This is a genomic window from Sphingopyxis microcysteis, assembly GCF_012274265.1.
Lineage (GTDB): Bacteria > Pseudomonadota > Alphaproteobacteria > Sphingomonadales > Sphingomonadaceae > Sphingopyxis > Sphingopyxis microcysteis.
In genome coordinates this window covers 259,474-273,637 of the sequence record NZ_JAANYY010000003.1, presented here as the reverse complement: position 1 = coordinate 273,637, position 14,164 = coordinate 259,474, and the positions used below count along the sequence as shown (strand labels likewise).

Sequence of the window (14,164 nt, the reverse complement as noted above, 5' to 3'; positions counted from 1 at the left end):
ATGATGCTGTCGTCGGTCGAAAACCACCGCCCGGGCGGATAACCATCGCTTGACCGCTTGCGGGGCGGTGGCCACATCGGTGCGATGACCAAATCGCTTGTCCGGCGCGCCTCGACCGCGCTTTCGCCCCTCGTCCTTTTGATCGCGACCGCCGTACCGGCCCATGCCCGGGATGCCGCGCCGCCGACCGCGGCGGCGGCGATCAACCCGCAAACCGACGCAGCCAAGGCGTGGAACTTCGCCGCCAGCGATGTGCCGGTCGATCCCAACATCGTCTTCGGCGTCCTGTCCAACGGCATGAAATATGCGCTGCTGCAAAACAGCACGCCCAAGGACAGCGTCGTCCTGCGCATGCGTTTCGACGTCGGTAGCTTTGCCGAGGCCGATGACCAGCGCGGCCTCGCCCATTTCCTTGAGCATATGGCGTTCAACGGTTCGACCAACGTACCCGAGGGCGAGATGATCAAGCTGCTCGAGCGCAAGGGGCTGGCGTTCGGCGCCGACACCAACGCCTCGACCGGGTTCGACGAGACGGTGTACAAGCTCGACCTGCCCAACGCTTCCGACGATCTGATCGACACCGGGCTGATGCTGATGCGCGAAACCGCCAGCGAGCTTACGATCGACCCCGCGGCGGTCGACCGCGAGCGCGGCATCATCCTGTCCGAACGGCGCGCGCGCGATACTTATCAGCTCCGCAATCTGATCGACCAGCTTGATTTCCAGATGCAGGGCATGAAGGTCGCAAGCCGCATTCCCGTCGGTACCGAGGAGGTGATCAAGACCGCCCCCGCCGCCCGCCTGCGCGATCTCTACGACCGCTATTACCGCCCCGAGCGCGCGACCTTGGTGATGGTCGGCGACTTCGATCCGGCAAAGGTGGAAGCCAAGATCAAGGCGCGCTTTGGCGACTGGCGCGGACGCGGTCCGGCCGGGCCCGATCCCGACATCGGTACCATCGATTATCGCCGCGCCGCAGCGGCCGATGACTTCATCGACCCCGCGATCCAGGACATGGTGACGATCGCTGCGTTCAAACCCTGGGTCGAAGAAGCCGATACCAAGGCGAAGCGCGCCCGCACCTTGGCGGAAGATGTCGGCGAAGCGATCGTGAGCCGCCGACTGGCCAAGATCGCGTTGAGCGAAGATTCACCGATCCTTGCCGGCTATTTCGCCGAAGCCGGGGGCTGGAAAGTTTTCGATCAGGTCACCTTCGGCGCTGTCGCCAAGGAAGGCGCGTGGAAAGAGGCGCTGGCGCTGATCGAACAGGAACAGCGCCGTGCCATCCAGCATGGCTTCACGCAGGCCGAAGTCGACGAGCAGCTCGCGAACCGCCGCACCGCGTTCAAGAATGCCGTCGCCGGGGTGACAACGCGGCGTAGCGACGCGCTCGCCGACACGCTGGTGGCCGCGGCCAAGGGCGATTTTGTGTTCGTGCGCCCAGAAACCTCGCAAGCCTTGTTCGAGGCGACCGCGCCATCGCTCAGCGCCGCCGCGGTGACCGCGGCGTTCCGCAAACGGATGGACGGCCTCAGCGCTCCGCTCGCGCGGGTTTCGGCGAAAAAGCCGATCGAGGGCGGCACCGACGCTATCCTCGCCGCGCTCCGCGCTTCGGCGCAGGTTGCCGTCGCCGCCCCGACGCAGGCCGCGAACGCTGCCTTCGCCTATGACAATTTCGGTACCCCCGGCAAAATCGTCAGCGACAACCGCGTCGAGGATCTGGGCATTCGCCGCATCCGCTTTGCCAACAATGTGATGCTCAACATCAAGAAAACCGATTTTCAGAAGGAAACGGTCTATCTGTCGGTGCGCGTCGATGGCGGCAATCTGCTCGCGACCCGCGACGACCCGACCCGTGTCGCGCTGGCGGGGTCGATGGTGCTGGGCGGGCTGGAGGCGCACAGCGTCGACGATCTGCGATCGATCCTCGCGGGCCGCACTGTCAGCCCCAATTTTGGCAGCGGGGCCGATTTCTTCGGCGGCACCGCAACCAGCTCGCCGGGCGATTTTGCGCTCCAGGCCAAGTTGATGGCGGCGTTCCTGACCCATCCCGGCTACCGCGCCGACGGCCTGGCGCTGATCCGCCGCGTGCTGCCGCAACAATATGCGGCGAACGACGCGACCCCGGCGGCGGTGATCGGCCGCGACGCGGGCGGCATCCTTGCCAATGACGATCCGCGCTCGCAGACCCCGCCGCTAGAAAAGCTGATGACGCTCGACTGGACGCAGCTGAAACCGGTGGTGGCTGACAGCTTTGCCAAGGGTGCGATCGAAATCGGCGTCGTCGGCGACATCGACGAACAGGCGGCGATCGACGCCATCGCCGCGACCTTCGGCGCATTGCCCGAACGCCGCGCCGCGTTCGACCCGCGCGCCGACGCGCGCGTGCGCGAATATGCCAGCGACCGCAGCGAACGGACGCTGATCCACAAAGGGCCGACCGAACAGGCGGAACTGCGCGTCTATTGGCCCGCGCGCGACGACAGCGACCTTGCCGAAGCGATGCGGCTCAATCTGCTGGTGCGCGTCATGCAATTGAAGCTGACCGAAGAATTGCGCGAAAAGCTTGGCGAAAGCTACAGCCCTGGCGCCGCCGCCAGCCTGTCGGACGAATTTCCGGGCTATGGCCATCTGTTCGCCGCCAGCAATGTTGATCACAAGGATCTGGCGACCACCCGTGCCGCGATCTTCGCGATCGCCAGGGAACTCCGCGACGCGCCCATCGACCAAGACCTGCTCGACCGCGCCCGCAAGCCGTTGGTCGAGGCGATGACGAAGTCGCGCCGCGAAAATTCCTATTGGCTGAACTATGTCGCCGAAGCGACCAGCCAGGCCGACCGCCTCGACCGCAGCCGCAAGGGCATCGGTGAAGTCGAAGCCGCAACCCCCGCCGACCTGCAGACGCTGGCGCGCCGCTATCTAGTCGACGACAAGGCGCTGGTGATCAAGGCAGTGAGTGACAAGGCGGGGAAGTAGCAAACCGCTTTCGGCGGGGAGGTATGGCAGCTAGCGACCGATTGCGGACGTACGCAAAAAGCAGCCCCTCCCCTTTAGGGGAGGGGCAACGAAGACTTGGCAGCTTGCTGCCTAGTCGTAGTGGGGTGGGGGCCAGCGGCCATGGGCAAGGGCGCTGGCCCCCACCCGCTGCGACTAACGAACAAGTTCGTAAGTCTCGCTGCCCTCCCCTGAAGGGGAGGGCGTGATATTGTCCCAACGCCCGCTCCCCACCCCCAAGCCGACCTCACCCGACCTCGGCAATCTCTCCCGCGCGATCCCCCAGCACATAACGCGGCCCCGCCCCGCGCTGCGCGGCCTTGTCGGCGCGGTTGTACAGCCCGCATTTCTTGAGGCTCAGGCAGCCGCAACCGATGCAATTGCCCAAAAGCTCCTGCGTGCGTTCGAGCGCCGCAATCTGCTCGGCGATACGCGCGTGCAAGCCGGCGCTGATCCGTGCCCAGTCAGCGGCGTTGGGCGTGCGGCCGGCGGGTAGCCGCGCCAGTTCGGCAGCGATCTCTTCCAGGCTCAATCCCAATTGCTGCGCGATCAGGATGAACGAGACGCGGCGAATGTCGGCGCGCAGGAAACGGCGCTGGCCGCCGCGCGTGCGCAGCGCCGCGAGCAGCCCCCTCGCTTCGTAGAAACGGATCGCCGATACCGCGACTCCGGTGCGCGCGGCAAGGTCGCCGATCGGTATCAGGTCGGTGCGGTGCATCGTGGCTCCTTGGACAAACGGGCTTGACCTAAACCTCAGTTGAGCTTGCAATAGCTGCCGCGTCAACCCGAATCAGGAGCAACCGCGTGACGCATTCCTTTATCGAGCATGTCAATGTGACGGTCAGCGACCCCGACCGCACCGCTACCCTGCTGTCCGCCATCTTCGGCTGGCACGAACGCTGGCGCGGCCCCGCGCGCGATGGTGGGCGGACGATCCACCTCGGCAACGATACCGCCTATGTCGCGCTCTACACCGGCCCCGACGGTCAGCACGCCGACGCGCGCTACCCGAAGGGCGAACCGCTCAATCATCTCGGTATCCAGGTCGACGACCTCGACGCGGTCGAGGCGCGGGTCAAGGCGGCGAACCTAATCCCGTTTAGCCACGGCGATTACGAGCCCGGCCGCCGCTTTTACTTCTTCGACCCCGACGGCATCGAATATGAAGTCGTCAGCTATGCCGAACCAACAGCCGCGCGTAGCGCCGCGGCCTATGAGAGACTGGCGCATATGCATCTTATTCTGAAATAGGACCACGGCGCGAAGTTGGAATGGCGCGCCCGGCAGGATTCGAACCTGCGACCACCCGCTTAGAAGGCGGGTGCTCTATCCAGCTGAGCTACGGGCGCTTGGCTCGCGCGAATAGCGTGGTTTGCGCGGGCTGCAAAGCAGGTTAAGCAGCGTCCCGATGACCGAGTCCGCCGCTTTCCCCAACCGACCCGCAGCCGTCAGCGCGTCGAGCGTTCGCCACTTTCGCTATTATGACCTGGTCATGGCGGCGTTCGTCACGGTGTTGCTGCTGTCCAACATCATCGGCGCGTCAAAGCTGTCGACGCTCGGCGGACTGACCTTTGGCGCCGGGATCCTGTTTTTCCCGATCGGTTATGTCATCGGCGACGTACTGACCGAAGTCTATGGCTATGCGCGCGCGCGGCGCGTGATCTGGACGGGTTTCGGGGCGCTTGTCTTTATGGCGGTGATGAGCTGGGTCGTGCTGGCGATGCCCCCGGCGCAGGACTGGTGGTGCAGCGGCACCGAAAACCTGACCTTGAAATCGGGTGAGGCGAGTGGCAGCGGCGCGGTGTGCCAGGCAACGTACGAAAGTGTGTTCGGCAGCGCGTGGCGGATTGTGCTGGCGTCGATCGCGGCCTTTTGGGCGGGCGAGTTTGTGAATTCCTATGTCCTGGCGCGGATGAAGATCGCGACCGGTGGGCGGTTTTTGTGGATGCGCACGATCGGGTCGACGATCGTCGGCCAGGGGATCGACAGCCTGATCTTTTACCCGATCGCCTTCCTCGGCATCTGGGAAACCGAACAGGTGCTGCTGGTGATGGTGACGAACTGGGCGATGAAGGTCGCCTGGGAAGCCGCGCTGACCCCCGCAACCTATGTGGTGGTGGGGGCGTTGAAACGCCGCGAAGGTGTCGACGTATTCGACGAAGGCACCAATTTTACGCCGTTCGCGGCCAAGGTTTGATCGATGACGCTGATTGAAATTGCCTCGCTGTTTGGCGAGCGGAAGGCCTCGCTGGTCGAATTGACCGGGTTGGATAAGGACGCGCTGCACATCTATTTCGGGCTGTCGCTGTTCCTGATCATTCGCCTGTTCTGGCGCTGGCGCGGCGGCTGGGTGGTTGCGTGGCTGGCGGTTCTGGTGATGGCGATCGGGGGCGAATGGCTCGACATGACGCGCGAGATGGGTGATGCGACCATCCAGCCCGACGCAGCGCATTGGCACGACATCTGGAACACGATCTTCTGGCCGACGGTGCTGCTGCTCGTCGGGCGCTGGTTGCAACCGCGCACGAAGGATGCGGCGGTTATGGCGAGCGAAATGTCAGGCGAGGACGCCGAGCGCCGCCTCGAACAGGCGTAGCCCGTCGGTGCCGCCGTGCGCGCGGTCGATCGCGCGTTCGGGGTGCGGCATCATGCCGAGCACATTGCCCGCATCATTGAGCACGCCCGCGATGTCGCGCGCCGACCCGTTGACGCTGTCGGCATAACGGAACGCGACGCGCCCTTCGCCCTCGATCCGGTCGAGCGTTGCGGCATCGGCAAAATAATTGCCGTCATGGTGGGCGACGGGAATATTGATTTCCTCGCCCGCATTATAGCTCGCGGTAAACAGCGACTGGCTGTTTTCGACCTTGAGCGGCACGGTGCGGCACACGAAGTTGAGGCCCGCATTGCGCATCAGGGCGCCGGGTAGCAGCTGCGCTTCGGTCAGCACCTGGAACCCGTTGCACACGCCGAGCACCGGGACGCCGCGGCCCGCGGCATCGGCGACGCTACGCAGGATCGGCGACCGCGCCGCCATCGCGCCCGAGCGAAGGTAATCGCCGTAAGAGAAACCGCCGGGCAGCGCGATGAAATCGGTGCCGTCGGGCAGGTCGGTGTCGCGGTGCCAAACCATCGCGGGGGCACGGCCCGTCACCTGCTCCAGCGCGACCGCCATGTCGCGATCGCAGTTCGAGCCGGGAAAGACGATGACGGCGGTCTTCATGGCGCAGGCTCCTGTTACGGGCGTTCGATGCGGTAGTTTTCGATCACCGTATTGGCGAGCAGTTTCGCGCACATCGCGTCGAGATCGGCATCGCTCGTGTCGTCGGCGACGTCGAGTTCGATGAAGCGACCCGCGCGCACATCGGCGACGCCGCCAAATCCCAGCCCTTCGAGTGCATGATGGATCGCCTTGCCCTGCGGGTCGAGAACCCCCGGCTTCAGCGTCACATAGACATTCACTTTCATGGGGCGGGCCTTTGCAAAGAAGTGCGGGGAAGTTGGGCGCGCCTATGCCCGCGAATCACTTTTCGGGCAAGGGCCGGAACCGGGAAAAAAGTGGCTGTTCGGATTGCGAACCAGTCGCATCTTTCCTGTTGCGAATCTCTCGCACTATCCCTACATCGGCATTGTTGAGAAGGATTCGCACATGGTTGTCTGTGTCTGCAACGCAATAAGGGAAAGCCAGCTGCGCGATGTCGCGCGCGATGGCCAGTTGCGCTGTGCCAAGGCGGCTTATGCGCAATTGGGTCGCAAACCCAAATGCGGCCAATGCCTGCCTTTCGCTCGCAATATCATCAGCGACGTCGCCGCGACCGCCTGATTTTTCTTGGTTTTCTGCCGTTTTTGACCTTGGCCTGATGGGGCCGGGGCGCGTATAATGCGCGCATCCCATTCCAAGAACATATGACAGGACAGACAGCATGAAGGGCGACGAAAAGGTCATCGATTTCCTCAACGAGGCGTTGAAGAATGAGCTGACCGCAATCAACCAATATTGGCTGCATTACCGGATGCTCGACAATTGGGGAGTCGCGAAGCTGGCGCATTTCGAGCGCGAGGAATCGATCGACGAAATGAAGCACGCCGACAAGCTGGCGGACCGTATTCTGTTCCTGGGCGGGCTGCCCAATTTCCAGATGCTGGGCCGCCTGCGCGTCGGCGAAACGGTCGAAGAGATATTGAAGGCCGACCTGGCGCTCGAGGAAGAAGCGATCCCGTTGCTCAAAGATGCGATCGCGCACGCCGAAAGCGTCCGCGACTATGTGAGCCGCGACCTGTTCGCCGACATCCTCGAAAGCGAGGAGCATCATGTCGACGAGCTGGAAAAGCAGTTCGAGATGATCGAGCGGATGGGCATCGCCAATTATATCCAGCTGCAGTCGAAGCCCGCCCACGACGATTGATTTCATCGACCGGCACGCAGGAACTCGCGGTCGCGGTGCGCGGCGGCGGGTTTCCGTGTGCCGGTCACATGCGGATCGGCGACGAATCGATTAGCTGGCGAATTTTGCAGACCTGATTGGCGGCTGCGCATATTTGGTGAATTTCACGGATCACTTCGTCCCGCTCGGGGCCGCCATGCGCGGCAAGCCGACCCTGCCTGTCGCTATAGACGGCGATGAACCCGTTGGTGATCGATCCGACCAGCGCACAGTTGAACAAGGCCTTTTCGGCGCATTTCGCGACCGCCAGCTTCCTGGCATCCGCCTCGTCGGAAACCGAGGTTTTGAAATAAACGAAATCGGTCGGGAACGCGGCGTCGCGCTTCCGGCTTCCGAACGCCACGGCCGACGACGTTGAAAACCATTCGAGCGGTAACGGGCGCGGGGCAGGTTCGGGTTGCCGGTCCGGCGCGTCGTGATAACCCGGAATCGGCACGCAATCACCGGGCCCCTGAATCGGGACGCGCCATGGCTGAAGACCCGCCGGGCAACCGCCTTCGGCACCGGCCGGGGCGGCTGTCGCCGCAACGCCCACCGCGATCGCCACCGCCAAGAACCGGCGCACCTTGCCCATGAACTTGCCTCCTCGCGTGCCAGACACACAGCCCGGCTCGGCGACCGGCGCAAGCTGCGCCAATGTACTAAGGCGGAAAAGTCGCAGTGGACTGCCGTGCAAACGCCGTGGCGCGGGCATGCCGCATCCGGAAATATTTTCGCTTGCACTTGCGACTAATTCGCAATAGCAAGGTTGGGCAGTCCCCTCCTGCCGGTCGCTGCCTCGCGGCGACCGGCATCTTTTTCAAAAGCGGGGAGGGAGGACGGCAACCGCCGGGAGACGATAAAGCCATGCAAAGCAGCACCCTAATCCGGCAACTGACGACGCAGCCGCTGATCCGCGACCTGTCGGTCGAGGCGGCGCAGGCCGTGCTGGCGCTGCGCTATTGCATCGTCTGCCGCCGCAACGATCGCGACCCGATGCCCGAACTGGAGCGGCGATGGGGCAACGTCCTCGCCGCCCGGCGATACCGGCTGGTCGTCGAGGCGATCGGCCACAGCTGGCCCGATCCCTTTGCCGTCGCCCCGCCATGCTGCCCCCGCGCCAGCTTCGACGAAGCGCTGCTGGCGGACATGGTCACCGCCGCCGCGCATGGCGACCGCGTCGCCTTCGACGTGCTGACCGCCGAAATGCTGGGCAGCGACGCGCGCGAGATGATCTTTGTCGCACTGGAAAATTTCATCCGCGCGCGGGCACCGGGGCGGGTTTAGGTTCCGGCGCCGGAGATCGACGCACGCAACGTCGGCTTTGGGGTGGGAAGCGGTCGGAGCGATCCTCCCCGGAACGGGGAGGGGGACCAGCGAAGCTGGTGGAGGGGCACCTTCGGTTTGCCTTGCCGCCGAAGTCGTGCTCCATTGCTACGTTCCCGGAACGCTTGGCTCTTCCAGCCCGGCGCTGCGGTAACCTCCTGTGCCCCTCCACCACCCTTCGGGTGGTCCCCCTCCCCCGTTGGGGGAGGATCGGCTACGTCCGCTTCCGGTCGTCTAAGGACATTCGTCATCCCGGACTTGATCCGGGATCCACTGCGGCGCTGAAGTCGTTGACCCCGGATCAAGTCCGGGGTGACGATGATGGATGGCGCGGTTTCCGGTCGTTAGCCGCCGTTTCCGTACTCAAACCCCGCTCAGCTTTTCGATCTCCGGCGCCCCCGCCAGGCACGGCCCCAGCTTCGCGCCCAGGCTGCGGAAATGGTCCGACGCGCGGTGGGCGTCGACCGCCGCTTCGTCGTCATAACATTCCAGTACCTTGTACACGCCCGCCTCGCCCGTGCGGAACAATCGGTAATAGCTGTTTCCGGGCTCGTTCGCGGCGACCGCGGGCGCCAGTTCGGCGAACACGCCCTCGAATTCCGCTTCCTTGCCGGGCTGGACGCGCAGCGTCGCGATGATGCCGATGGCCATGTTTCTCTCTCCTTGTTCTATTTGCGAAGCTCGGGATCGACGTCCCAGCCGTCCTCGACCTGGATACCGAAGCTGTTCAGGATCATCGAAACCTGCGTGTACTGGCCGACCGTCATCACCAGATCCATGCGGCCCTTGTCGCCAAGTGGTGCCAGCGCCGTCCAAGTCGCATCGGTGACGAAATGATCGGCGGTCAGCTCGTCGGTCGCGCACAGCATAGCGCGGTCGAGATCATTCCAGCCGTCTGCACCCGGCCCCGCCTTGATCCGCGCGATCTCGGCGTCGGTCAGCCCGCAGTCGAGTCCGATCCGCTTGTGCTGGGTCCACTCGTAGCCCGAACGGCAATTATAGCCGGTGCGCAGGATCACGAGCTCGCGATCGCGCGGGCTCAGCGCATTGCGCTTCGACAGGATATAATTGCCCCAGCCGAGGAAGGCGGTGAGCGCCTTGGGCGCATGGGCCAGGGTGCGGAAGATGTTGAGGATCTTGCCGCCCCCGACCTTTCCACCCTCGGTGGAAAGGAAGGGTTCGAGCGCGGCGCGCTGGTCGGCATCGAGCCGGTCCAGATCGACCGGCTCGATACGCGGAGCGCTGAGGCGCATCAGAAGACCTCGAACAGGCCCGCTGCGCCCTGGCCGCCGCCGATGCACATGGTGACGACGGCATATTTCACGCCGCGGCGCTTGCCTTCGATCAGTGCGTGACCGACGCAGCGCGCGCCGGTCATGCCGAACGGATGGCCGATCGAGATCGAGCCGCCGTTGACGTTGAGCAGCTCGTTGGGGATGCCGAGCTTGTCGCGGCAATAGAGCACCTGCACCGCGAACGCCTCGTTGAGTTCCCACAGACCGATGTCGTCCATCTTGAGCTCGAAGCGTTCGAGCAGCTTGGGGATCGCAAACACCGGACCGATGCCCATTTCGTCAGGTTCGGTGCCCGCGACCGCCATGCCGACATAGCGCCCCAACGGTTGGAGCCCGCGCTTTTCGGCGACCTTGGCTTCCATCACGACGCACGCCGAGGAGCCATCGGCGAGCTGGCTCGCGTTGCCCGCGGTGATCGTGTGGCCTTCGCCCATCACCGGCTTCAGGCTGGCGAGACCTTCGAGCGTCGTATCGGCGCGGTTGCATTCGTCCTTGTCGGCGACGACTTCGTGGAAGCTGACTTCCTTGGTTTCCTTGTTCATCACCGCCATGGTGGCGTTACAGGCGACGATCTCGTCGTCATATTTGCCCGCGGCCTGCGCGGCGGCGGTGCGCTGCTGCGACTGGAGCGAATATTCGTCCTGCGCTTCGCGGCTGATGTTGTAACGCTTGGCGACGACCTCGGCGGTGCCGATCATCGGCATGTAGGTGTCCTTGTGCATCGCGATCAGCTCGGCGTCGGTTTCGATGAACGCCTTGCCGCTGCCGCTGACCTTCGAGATGCTTTCGATACCGCCGGCGACGCAGATGTCCTGGCGGTCGACGATGATCTGCTTCGCGGCGGTCGCGATCGTCATCAGGCCCGACGAGCATTGACGGTCGATGGACATGCCGGGGACGGTGACGGGCAGGCCCGAACGCAGCGCGATCAGCCGCGCGACGTTCATCGTCTGCGACCCCTGCTGCATCGCCGCGCCGAACACGACGTCGTCGATCTCGCCGCCCTCCAGGCCCGCGCGCTCGACCGCGGCCTTGACCGAATAGGAGCCCAGCGTCGGGGCGAGCGTGTTGTTGAACGATCCGCGGCCCGCCTTGGTCAGCGGGGTGCGGGCGGTGGAAACGATGACGGCGTCACGCATGATATTTCTCCTAACAATCCCAAATCCCTCCCCTTCAGGGGAGGGCAGCGAGACTTGGCAGCTTGCTGCCTAGTCGCAGCGGGTGGGGGCCATCGGCCTTGCTCTACGCCGCGAAACCCCACCCCAACCCCTCCCCTGAAGGGGAGGGGCTTAGTCACCTCAAACGAAAAACTGGCTGATCCATTCGGCGATTAGGGCGGGCTTTTCCTCGCCTTCGATCTCGACGGTCACTTCATTGGTCTGCTGCCATTGGCCGGGGCGTTTTTCTTCCAGCTCGAGCAGCTTGATGTGGCTGCGCACGCGCTTGCCCGAGCGGACGGGCGACAGGAAACGGACCTTGTTGCAGCCGTAATTGACGCCCATCTTGACGCCGCCGACCTTCGGGCCGTCGGTGCTCGCGCCCAGCATGGGCATCAGCGACAGCGTCAGGAAGCCGTGCGCGATCGTGCCGCCGAACGGCGTCAGCCTGGCCTTTTCCTCGTCGATATGGATGAACTGATGGTCGCCGGTGGCGTCGGCGAACTTGTTGATCATCTCCTGATCGACCAGCACCCAATCCGACGTGCCCAGATGCTCGCCGACCTTGGTCTGCAATTCCTGCGGCGTGATTGTGGCCATGGCTTATCCCCTCGATCATTGGTTCGGGGCGCGTTCTAGGCCTGTCGGGACGCGTTGCACAAGGGCCATGCGGTCATGCCACGGCGCCGTAGCGTCAGCTTGCCTTGGGGGTCTTCGCCGTGCTCGCCTTGGGTTTCGGGGACTCGGCGAAGGGCATGATCATCGTGCCGTCGGGCGCGGCGGTGAAGGTCGTCTGGGTCGGATAGGCAAACTCATATCCCGCCTTCGCCATCGCCTCGAACAGCCGGATCCCGACCTCGGTCCGCGCCGCGGTCACAACGTCGAAATCCTCGCTGTACACGTCGAACAACAGTTCGAAATCCAGGCTCGACGGGCCGAAGGTGACAAAGCTCGACCGGATGAACTCGTGCCCCGCCGCGCGCACCTGTTCCTCCAGCAACGCGGGCAGCTCGCGCAGCATCGCGGGGCTGGTCTGGTAGATGACGCCGATCGCAAAGGTCACGCGGCGGCGGTGCAGATGGGCAAAGTTGGTGATTTCCTTCGCCAGCAAATTTGTGTTCGACACGACGAGCAGCTCGCCGTTGATCGAACGCAGCCGCGTGCTTTTCAGCCCGATGCGTTCGACCGTCGCGGTGCTGGTGTCATATTTGATCGTCTCGCCGACGCGGAACGGCCGGTCGAAAATGATCGACAGCGACGCGAACAAGTCGGAAAAAATCCCCTGCGCGGCCAGGCCGATCGCGATGCCGCCGATGCCAAGCCCGGCGACCAGCCCGGTGACATTGACCCCCATATTGTCGAGGATGACGATTGCGGCGATCGCAAACAGCGCGACGCTGATCAACAAGCGGATGATCCCCATCGCATTCGACAGCGTTTCATTATGCCCGTCCGACGCGCGCCGCTGGATCAGCCCCAATATGACTTCGCGCGCCCAGATCGCGACCTGCAACACGACGGCGACGGTGAACACCAGCTGGATGATCTGCATGATCACCGCGGGCGGCTGCGCATAGCCCGCGACCAGCCGCACCGCGACGATTGCCAGCACGAACGACTTGGTCTTGTGGATCACCCGCCCGACGATGTGGGTCAGGGTGAATTCGCCCGGCGTCGCCTGCGCGCGCTTCAGCGCAAAGCCGCGCAGCATCGACAGCAGGAAATAGATGGCGAGGCCCGCCGCGATCGCGATGCCAATCTGCAGCCAGTGGCTGTTCACCCACGCGATGCTGCTGTCCCACCACAGGCGGATGTCCTCGATCGGGTTGGTCGCGGCGGCGGGGCGGGTCGATGCGGGCTTGGCGGCGGCGGTGGCCGCAGCAAGGATGGAAAAGGTCAAATCGGTCCTCTTGCGTGTGGATCAGGCGGAACGAAGCAGCGCCGCGGCATCGGGCGCCCGCTCCAGATAGGTCAAAAATCCGCGCTCGTAACGCGAAAGATATTTGGTCGCACGGGGCAGCGCGCCCGTCGCGCCCGCAAAATCGTCCCGCGACTGTGCCGCCGCGATCATCGCGGGGTGGACATAGGATTTGCGGGCGATCGCCGGGGTATTGCCCAGACGGTCGGCGACATGCTCGACCATCGCTTTCAACGTCGGCGGATCGGGCGCGTCGTACAGAAAGGCAAAGGCTTCGACGCTCGCGGTCCAGGTGCGGAAATGCTTGGCGCTGAACGCGCCGCCCATCGCCTCGCGGATATAGGCGTTGACGTCGTCCGACCCGACCGCGCAGACGCCGTCCGCATCCTGATACTGGAACAGATGCTGCCCCGGCAGATCCTGCAACCGACGGACCAATGTGGTGATATTACGGTCGCTGATCGTCACTTCGCGCTGCGCGCCGCCCTTGGCGCGGTAGCTGAGGCGCAGCGTCTGGCCGGTCAGCCTCGCGTGACGGCGGCGCAGCGTCGTCGCGCCGAAGCTCTTGTTCGCCGCGACATATTGTTCGTTGCCGACGCGCAGTGCGGCCAGGTCGAGCAGCCGCACGACCGCGCCGACGACGCGCTCCTGGCACAGCGTCCGCCGCGCCAGATCGCTTTCCAGTCGCGCGCGGAGCAGCGGTAGCGCGTGCCCGAATGCGGCACAGCGGTCATATTTGTCGGCCTCCTGCGCCAGCCGGAAGTCGGGATGATAGCGATATTGCTTGCGCCCGCGCGCATCGTAACCGGTCGCCAGGATATGACCGTTGGCGGCGGGGCAATACCATGCGTCTTCATACGCCGGGGGCAGGGCGATCGCGTTCAGCCGGGCAATCTCATCGCGGTCGCGGATGATCCGGCCTTGCGGGTCGCGGTATCGCCAGCGGTCGCCGACGCGTTCGCGGCTGATGCCGGGCAGGCCGTCGTCGACATGGATCAGGCGCGGGAAGGGCATGGCCCAATAGCGCGCCGCCTTGCCCTTTGGTTCCGC

17 protein-coding genes and 1 tRNA gene are annotated in these 14,164 nt (G+C 64.5%); 7 read left to right on the top strand and 11 right to left on the bottom strand.

All coding sequences use genetic code 11. The features are described 5' to 3' along the window. Nucleotides 1-84: 84 nt before the first annotated feature. Nucleotides 85-2,976 (top strand): M16 family metallopeptidase, encoded by a 2,892-nt coding sequence (locus tag G9408_RS09040; protein ID WP_168453700.1) that lies wholly within the window; start codon nucleotides 85-87, stop codon nucleotides 2,974-2,976. 265 nt (nucleotides 2,977-3,241) lie between these two features. Here G9408_RS09040 and soxR read toward each other — a convergent pair whose 3' ends face one another. Then, the gene (gene soxR / locus G9408_RS09035) at nucleotides 3,242-3,712 is read right to left on the bottom strand and encodes a redox-sensitive transcriptional activator SoxR (RefSeq protein ID WP_137870167.1); all 471 of its coding nucleotides are present in this window, start codon (nucleotides 3,710-3,712) and stop codon (nucleotides 3,242-3,244) included. Nucleotides 3,713-3,798: 86 nt separating this feature from the next. Between soxR and G9408_RS09030 the strand changes: the two genes are divergently transcribed. Next, the gene (locus tag G9408_RS09030) at nucleotides 3,799-4,245 is read left to right on the top strand and encodes a VOC family protein (RefSeq protein WP_168453699.1); all 447 of its coding nucleotides are present in this window, start codon (nucleotides 3,799-3,801) and stop codon (nucleotides 4,243-4,245) included. Nucleotides 4,246-4,266: 21 nt separating this feature from the next. On the opposite strand, the gene G9408_RS09025 is transcribed toward G9408_RS09030, so the two are convergent. Beyond that, nucleotides 4,267-4,343: transfer RNA gene (locus tag G9408_RS09025), tRNA-Arg, on the bottom strand. Nucleotides 4,344-4,402: 59 nt separating this feature from the next. Here G9408_RS09025 and G9408_RS09020 point away from each other — a divergent pair. Continuing rightward, the gene (locus G9408_RS09020) at nucleotides 4,403-5,191 is read left to right on the top strand and encodes a queuosine precursor transporter (RefSeq protein WP_168453698.1); all 789 of its coding nucleotides are present in this window, start codon (nucleotides 4,403-4,405) and stop codon (nucleotides 5,189-5,191) included. 3 nt (nucleotides 5,192-5,194) lie between these two features. Beyond that, on the top strand, nucleotides 5,195-5,590 hold the full coding sequence (locus tag G9408_RS09015; RefSeq protein ID WP_168453697.1) for a hypothetical protein: 396 nt from the start codon (nucleotides 5,195-5,197) through the stop codon (nucleotides 5,588-5,590). Here G9408_RS09015 and purQ read toward each other — a convergent pair. Further along, nucleotides 5,552-6,217, bottom strand: a complete 666-nt coding sequence (purQ, locus tag G9408_RS09010) for a phosphoribosylformylglycinamidine synthase subunit PurQ (protein WP_168453696.1) — start codon at nucleotides 6,215-6,217, stop codon at nucleotides 5,552-5,554. The genes G9408_RS09015 and purQ overlap by 39 nt on opposite strands. 14 nt (nucleotides 6,218-6,231) lie before the next feature. Further along, nucleotides 6,232-6,462, bottom strand: a complete 231-nt coding sequence (gene purS, locus G9408_RS09005) for a phosphoribosylformylglycinamidine synthase subunit PurS (protein ID WP_168453695.1) — start codon at nucleotides 6,460-6,462, stop codon at nucleotides 6,232-6,234. A gap of 181 nt (nucleotides 6,463-6,643) precedes the next feature. On the opposite strand from purS, the gene G9408_RS09000 reads away from it, so the two are divergent. Next, nucleotides 6,644-6,817, top strand: coding sequence for a (2Fe-2S)-binding protein (locus G9408_RS09000; RefSeq protein ID WP_037513974.1), 174 nt, complete (start codon nucleotides 6,644-6,646; stop codon nucleotides 6,815-6,817). A gap of 100 nt (nucleotides 6,818-6,917) precedes the next feature. Next, entirely contained in the window at nucleotides 6,918-7,400 is a 483-nt protein-coding gene (gene bfr, locus G9408_RS08995; protein WP_120215392.1) for a bacterioferritin, read from the top strand. Between the two features lie 64 nt (nucleotides 7,401-7,464). On the opposite strand, the gene G9408_RS08990 is transcribed toward bfr, so the two are convergent. Beyond that, complete coding sequence (locus G9408_RS08990) at nucleotides 7,465-8,013, bottom strand: DUF4189 domain-containing protein (protein WP_168453694.1); 549 nt, start codon at nucleotides 8,011-8,013, stop codon at nucleotides 7,465-7,467. Between the two features lie 272 nt (nucleotides 8,014-8,285). Here G9408_RS08990 and G9408_RS08985 point away from each other — a divergent pair, with 272 nt between their 5' ends. Beyond that, nucleotides 8,286-8,705, top strand: a complete 420-nt coding sequence (locus tag G9408_RS08985) for an addiction module antidote protein (RefSeq protein WP_168453693.1) — start codon at nucleotides 8,286-8,288, stop codon at nucleotides 8,703-8,705. A 402-nt stretch (nucleotides 8,706-9,107) separates the two neighbouring features. Here the strand turns inward: G9408_RS08985 and G9408_RS08980 are convergent, their stop codons facing one another. From G9408_RS08980 to G9408_RS08955, 6 genes are all read right to left on the bottom strand, one after another. Further along, nucleotides 9,108-9,395: a putative quinol monooxygenase gene (locus G9408_RS08980; protein ID WP_168453692.1), complete on the bottom strand. Its 288-nt coding sequence runs from the start codon at nucleotides 9,393-9,395 to the stop codon at nucleotides 9,108-9,110. Nucleotides 9,396-9,412: 17 nt separating this feature from the next. Then, nucleotides 9,413-9,997 (bottom strand): carboxymuconolactone decarboxylase family protein, encoded by a 585-nt coding sequence (locus G9408_RS08975; RefSeq protein WP_168453691.1) that lies wholly within the window; start codon nucleotides 9,995-9,997, stop codon nucleotides 9,413-9,415. Then, nucleotides 9,997-11,178: an acetyl-CoA C-acyltransferase gene (locus G9408_RS08970; RefSeq protein WP_168453690.1), complete on the bottom strand. Its 1,182-nt coding sequence runs from the start codon at nucleotides 11,176-11,178 to the stop codon at nucleotides 9,997-9,999. Before G9408_RS08970 ends, G9408_RS08975 begins: the two co-directional genes overlap by 1 nt. Before the next feature lie 159 nt (nucleotides 11,179-11,337). Continuing rightward, on the bottom strand, nucleotides 11,338-11,796 hold the full coding sequence (locus G9408_RS08965) for a MaoC family dehydratase (RefSeq protein ID WP_168453689.1): 459 nt from the start codon (nucleotides 11,794-11,796) through the stop codon (nucleotides 11,338-11,340). 94 nt (nucleotides 11,797-11,890) lie between these two features. Next, on the bottom strand, nucleotides 11,891-13,096 hold the full coding sequence (locus tag G9408_RS08960; RefSeq protein ID WP_168453688.1) for a mechanosensitive ion channel family protein: 1,206 nt from the start codon (nucleotides 13,094-13,096) through the stop codon (nucleotides 11,891-11,893). Nucleotides 13,097-13,117: 21 nt separating this feature from the next. Further along, a complete protein-coding gene (locus G9408_RS08955; protein WP_168453687.1) occupies nucleotides 13,118-14,128 on the bottom strand; it encodes a DNA topoisomerase IB in 1,011 nt (336 codons plus the stop codon). Nucleotides 14,129-14,164 lie beyond the last annotated feature (36 nt).

What these genes read in the sequence shown, in the direction of transcription:
- G9408_RS08955 (WP_168453687.1), bottom strand. Translation starts at nt 14,128, where the DNA reads ATGCCCTTCCCGCGCCTGATCCATGTCGACGACGGCCTGCCCGGCATC.
- G9408_RS08975 (WP_168453691.1), bottom strand. Translation starts at nt 9,997, where the DNA reads ATGCGCCTCAGCGCTCCGCGTATCGAGCCGGTCGATCTGGACCGGCTC.
- G9408_RS09000 (WP_037513974.1), top strand. Translation starts at nt 6,644, where the DNA reads ATGGTTGTCTGTGTCTGCAACGCAATAAGGGAAAGCCAGCTGCGCGAT.
- purQ (WP_168453696.1), bottom strand. Translation starts at nt 6,217, where the DNA reads ATGAAGACCGCCGTCATCGTCTTTCCCGGCTCGAACTGCGATCGCGAC.
- purS (WP_168453695.1), bottom strand. Translation starts at nt 6,462, where the DNA reads ATGAAAGTGAATGTCTATGTGACGCTGAAGCCGGGGGTTCTCGACCCG.
- G9408_RS09015 (WP_168453697.1), top strand. Translation starts at nt 5,195, where the DNA reads ATGACGCTGATTGAAATTGCCTCGCTGTTTGGCGAGCGGAAGGCCTCG.
- G9408_RS08970 (WP_168453690.1), bottom strand. Translation starts at nt 11,178, where the DNA reads ATGCGTGACGCCGTCATCGTTTCCACCGCCCGCACCCCGCTGACCAAG.
- bfr (WP_120215392.1), top strand. Translation starts at nt 6,918, where the DNA reads ATGAAGGGCGACGAAAAGGTCATCGATTTCCTCAACGAGGCGTTGAAG.
- G9408_RS08985 (WP_168453693.1), top strand. Translation starts at nt 8,286, where the DNA reads ATGCAAAGCAGCACCCTAATCCGGCAACTGACGACGCAGCCGCTGATC.
- G9408_RS09020 (WP_168453698.1), top strand. Translation starts at nt 4,403, where the DNA reads ATGACCGAGTCCGCCGCTTTCCCCAACCGACCCGCAGCCGTCAGCGCG.
- G9408_RS09040 (WP_168453700.1), top strand. Translation starts at nt 85, where the DNA reads ATGACCAAATCGCTTGTCCGGCGCGCCTCGACCGCGCTTTCGCCCCTC.
- G9408_RS08965 (WP_168453689.1), bottom strand. Translation starts at nt 11,796, where the DNA reads ATGGCCACAATCACGCCGCAGGAATTGCAGACCAAGGTCGGCGAGCAT.
- soxR (WP_137870167.1), bottom strand. Translation starts at nt 3,712, where the DNA reads ATGCACCGCACCGACCTGATACCGATCGGCGACCTTGCCGCGCGCACC.
- G9408_RS08980 (WP_168453692.1), bottom strand. Translation starts at nt 9,395, where the DNA reads ATGGCCATCGGCATCATCGCGACGCTGCGCGTCCAGCCCGGCAAGGAA.
- G9408_RS08990 (WP_168453694.1), bottom strand. Translation starts at nt 8,013, where the DNA reads ATGGGCAAGGTGCGCCGGTTCTTGGCGGTGGCGATCGCGGTGGGCGTT.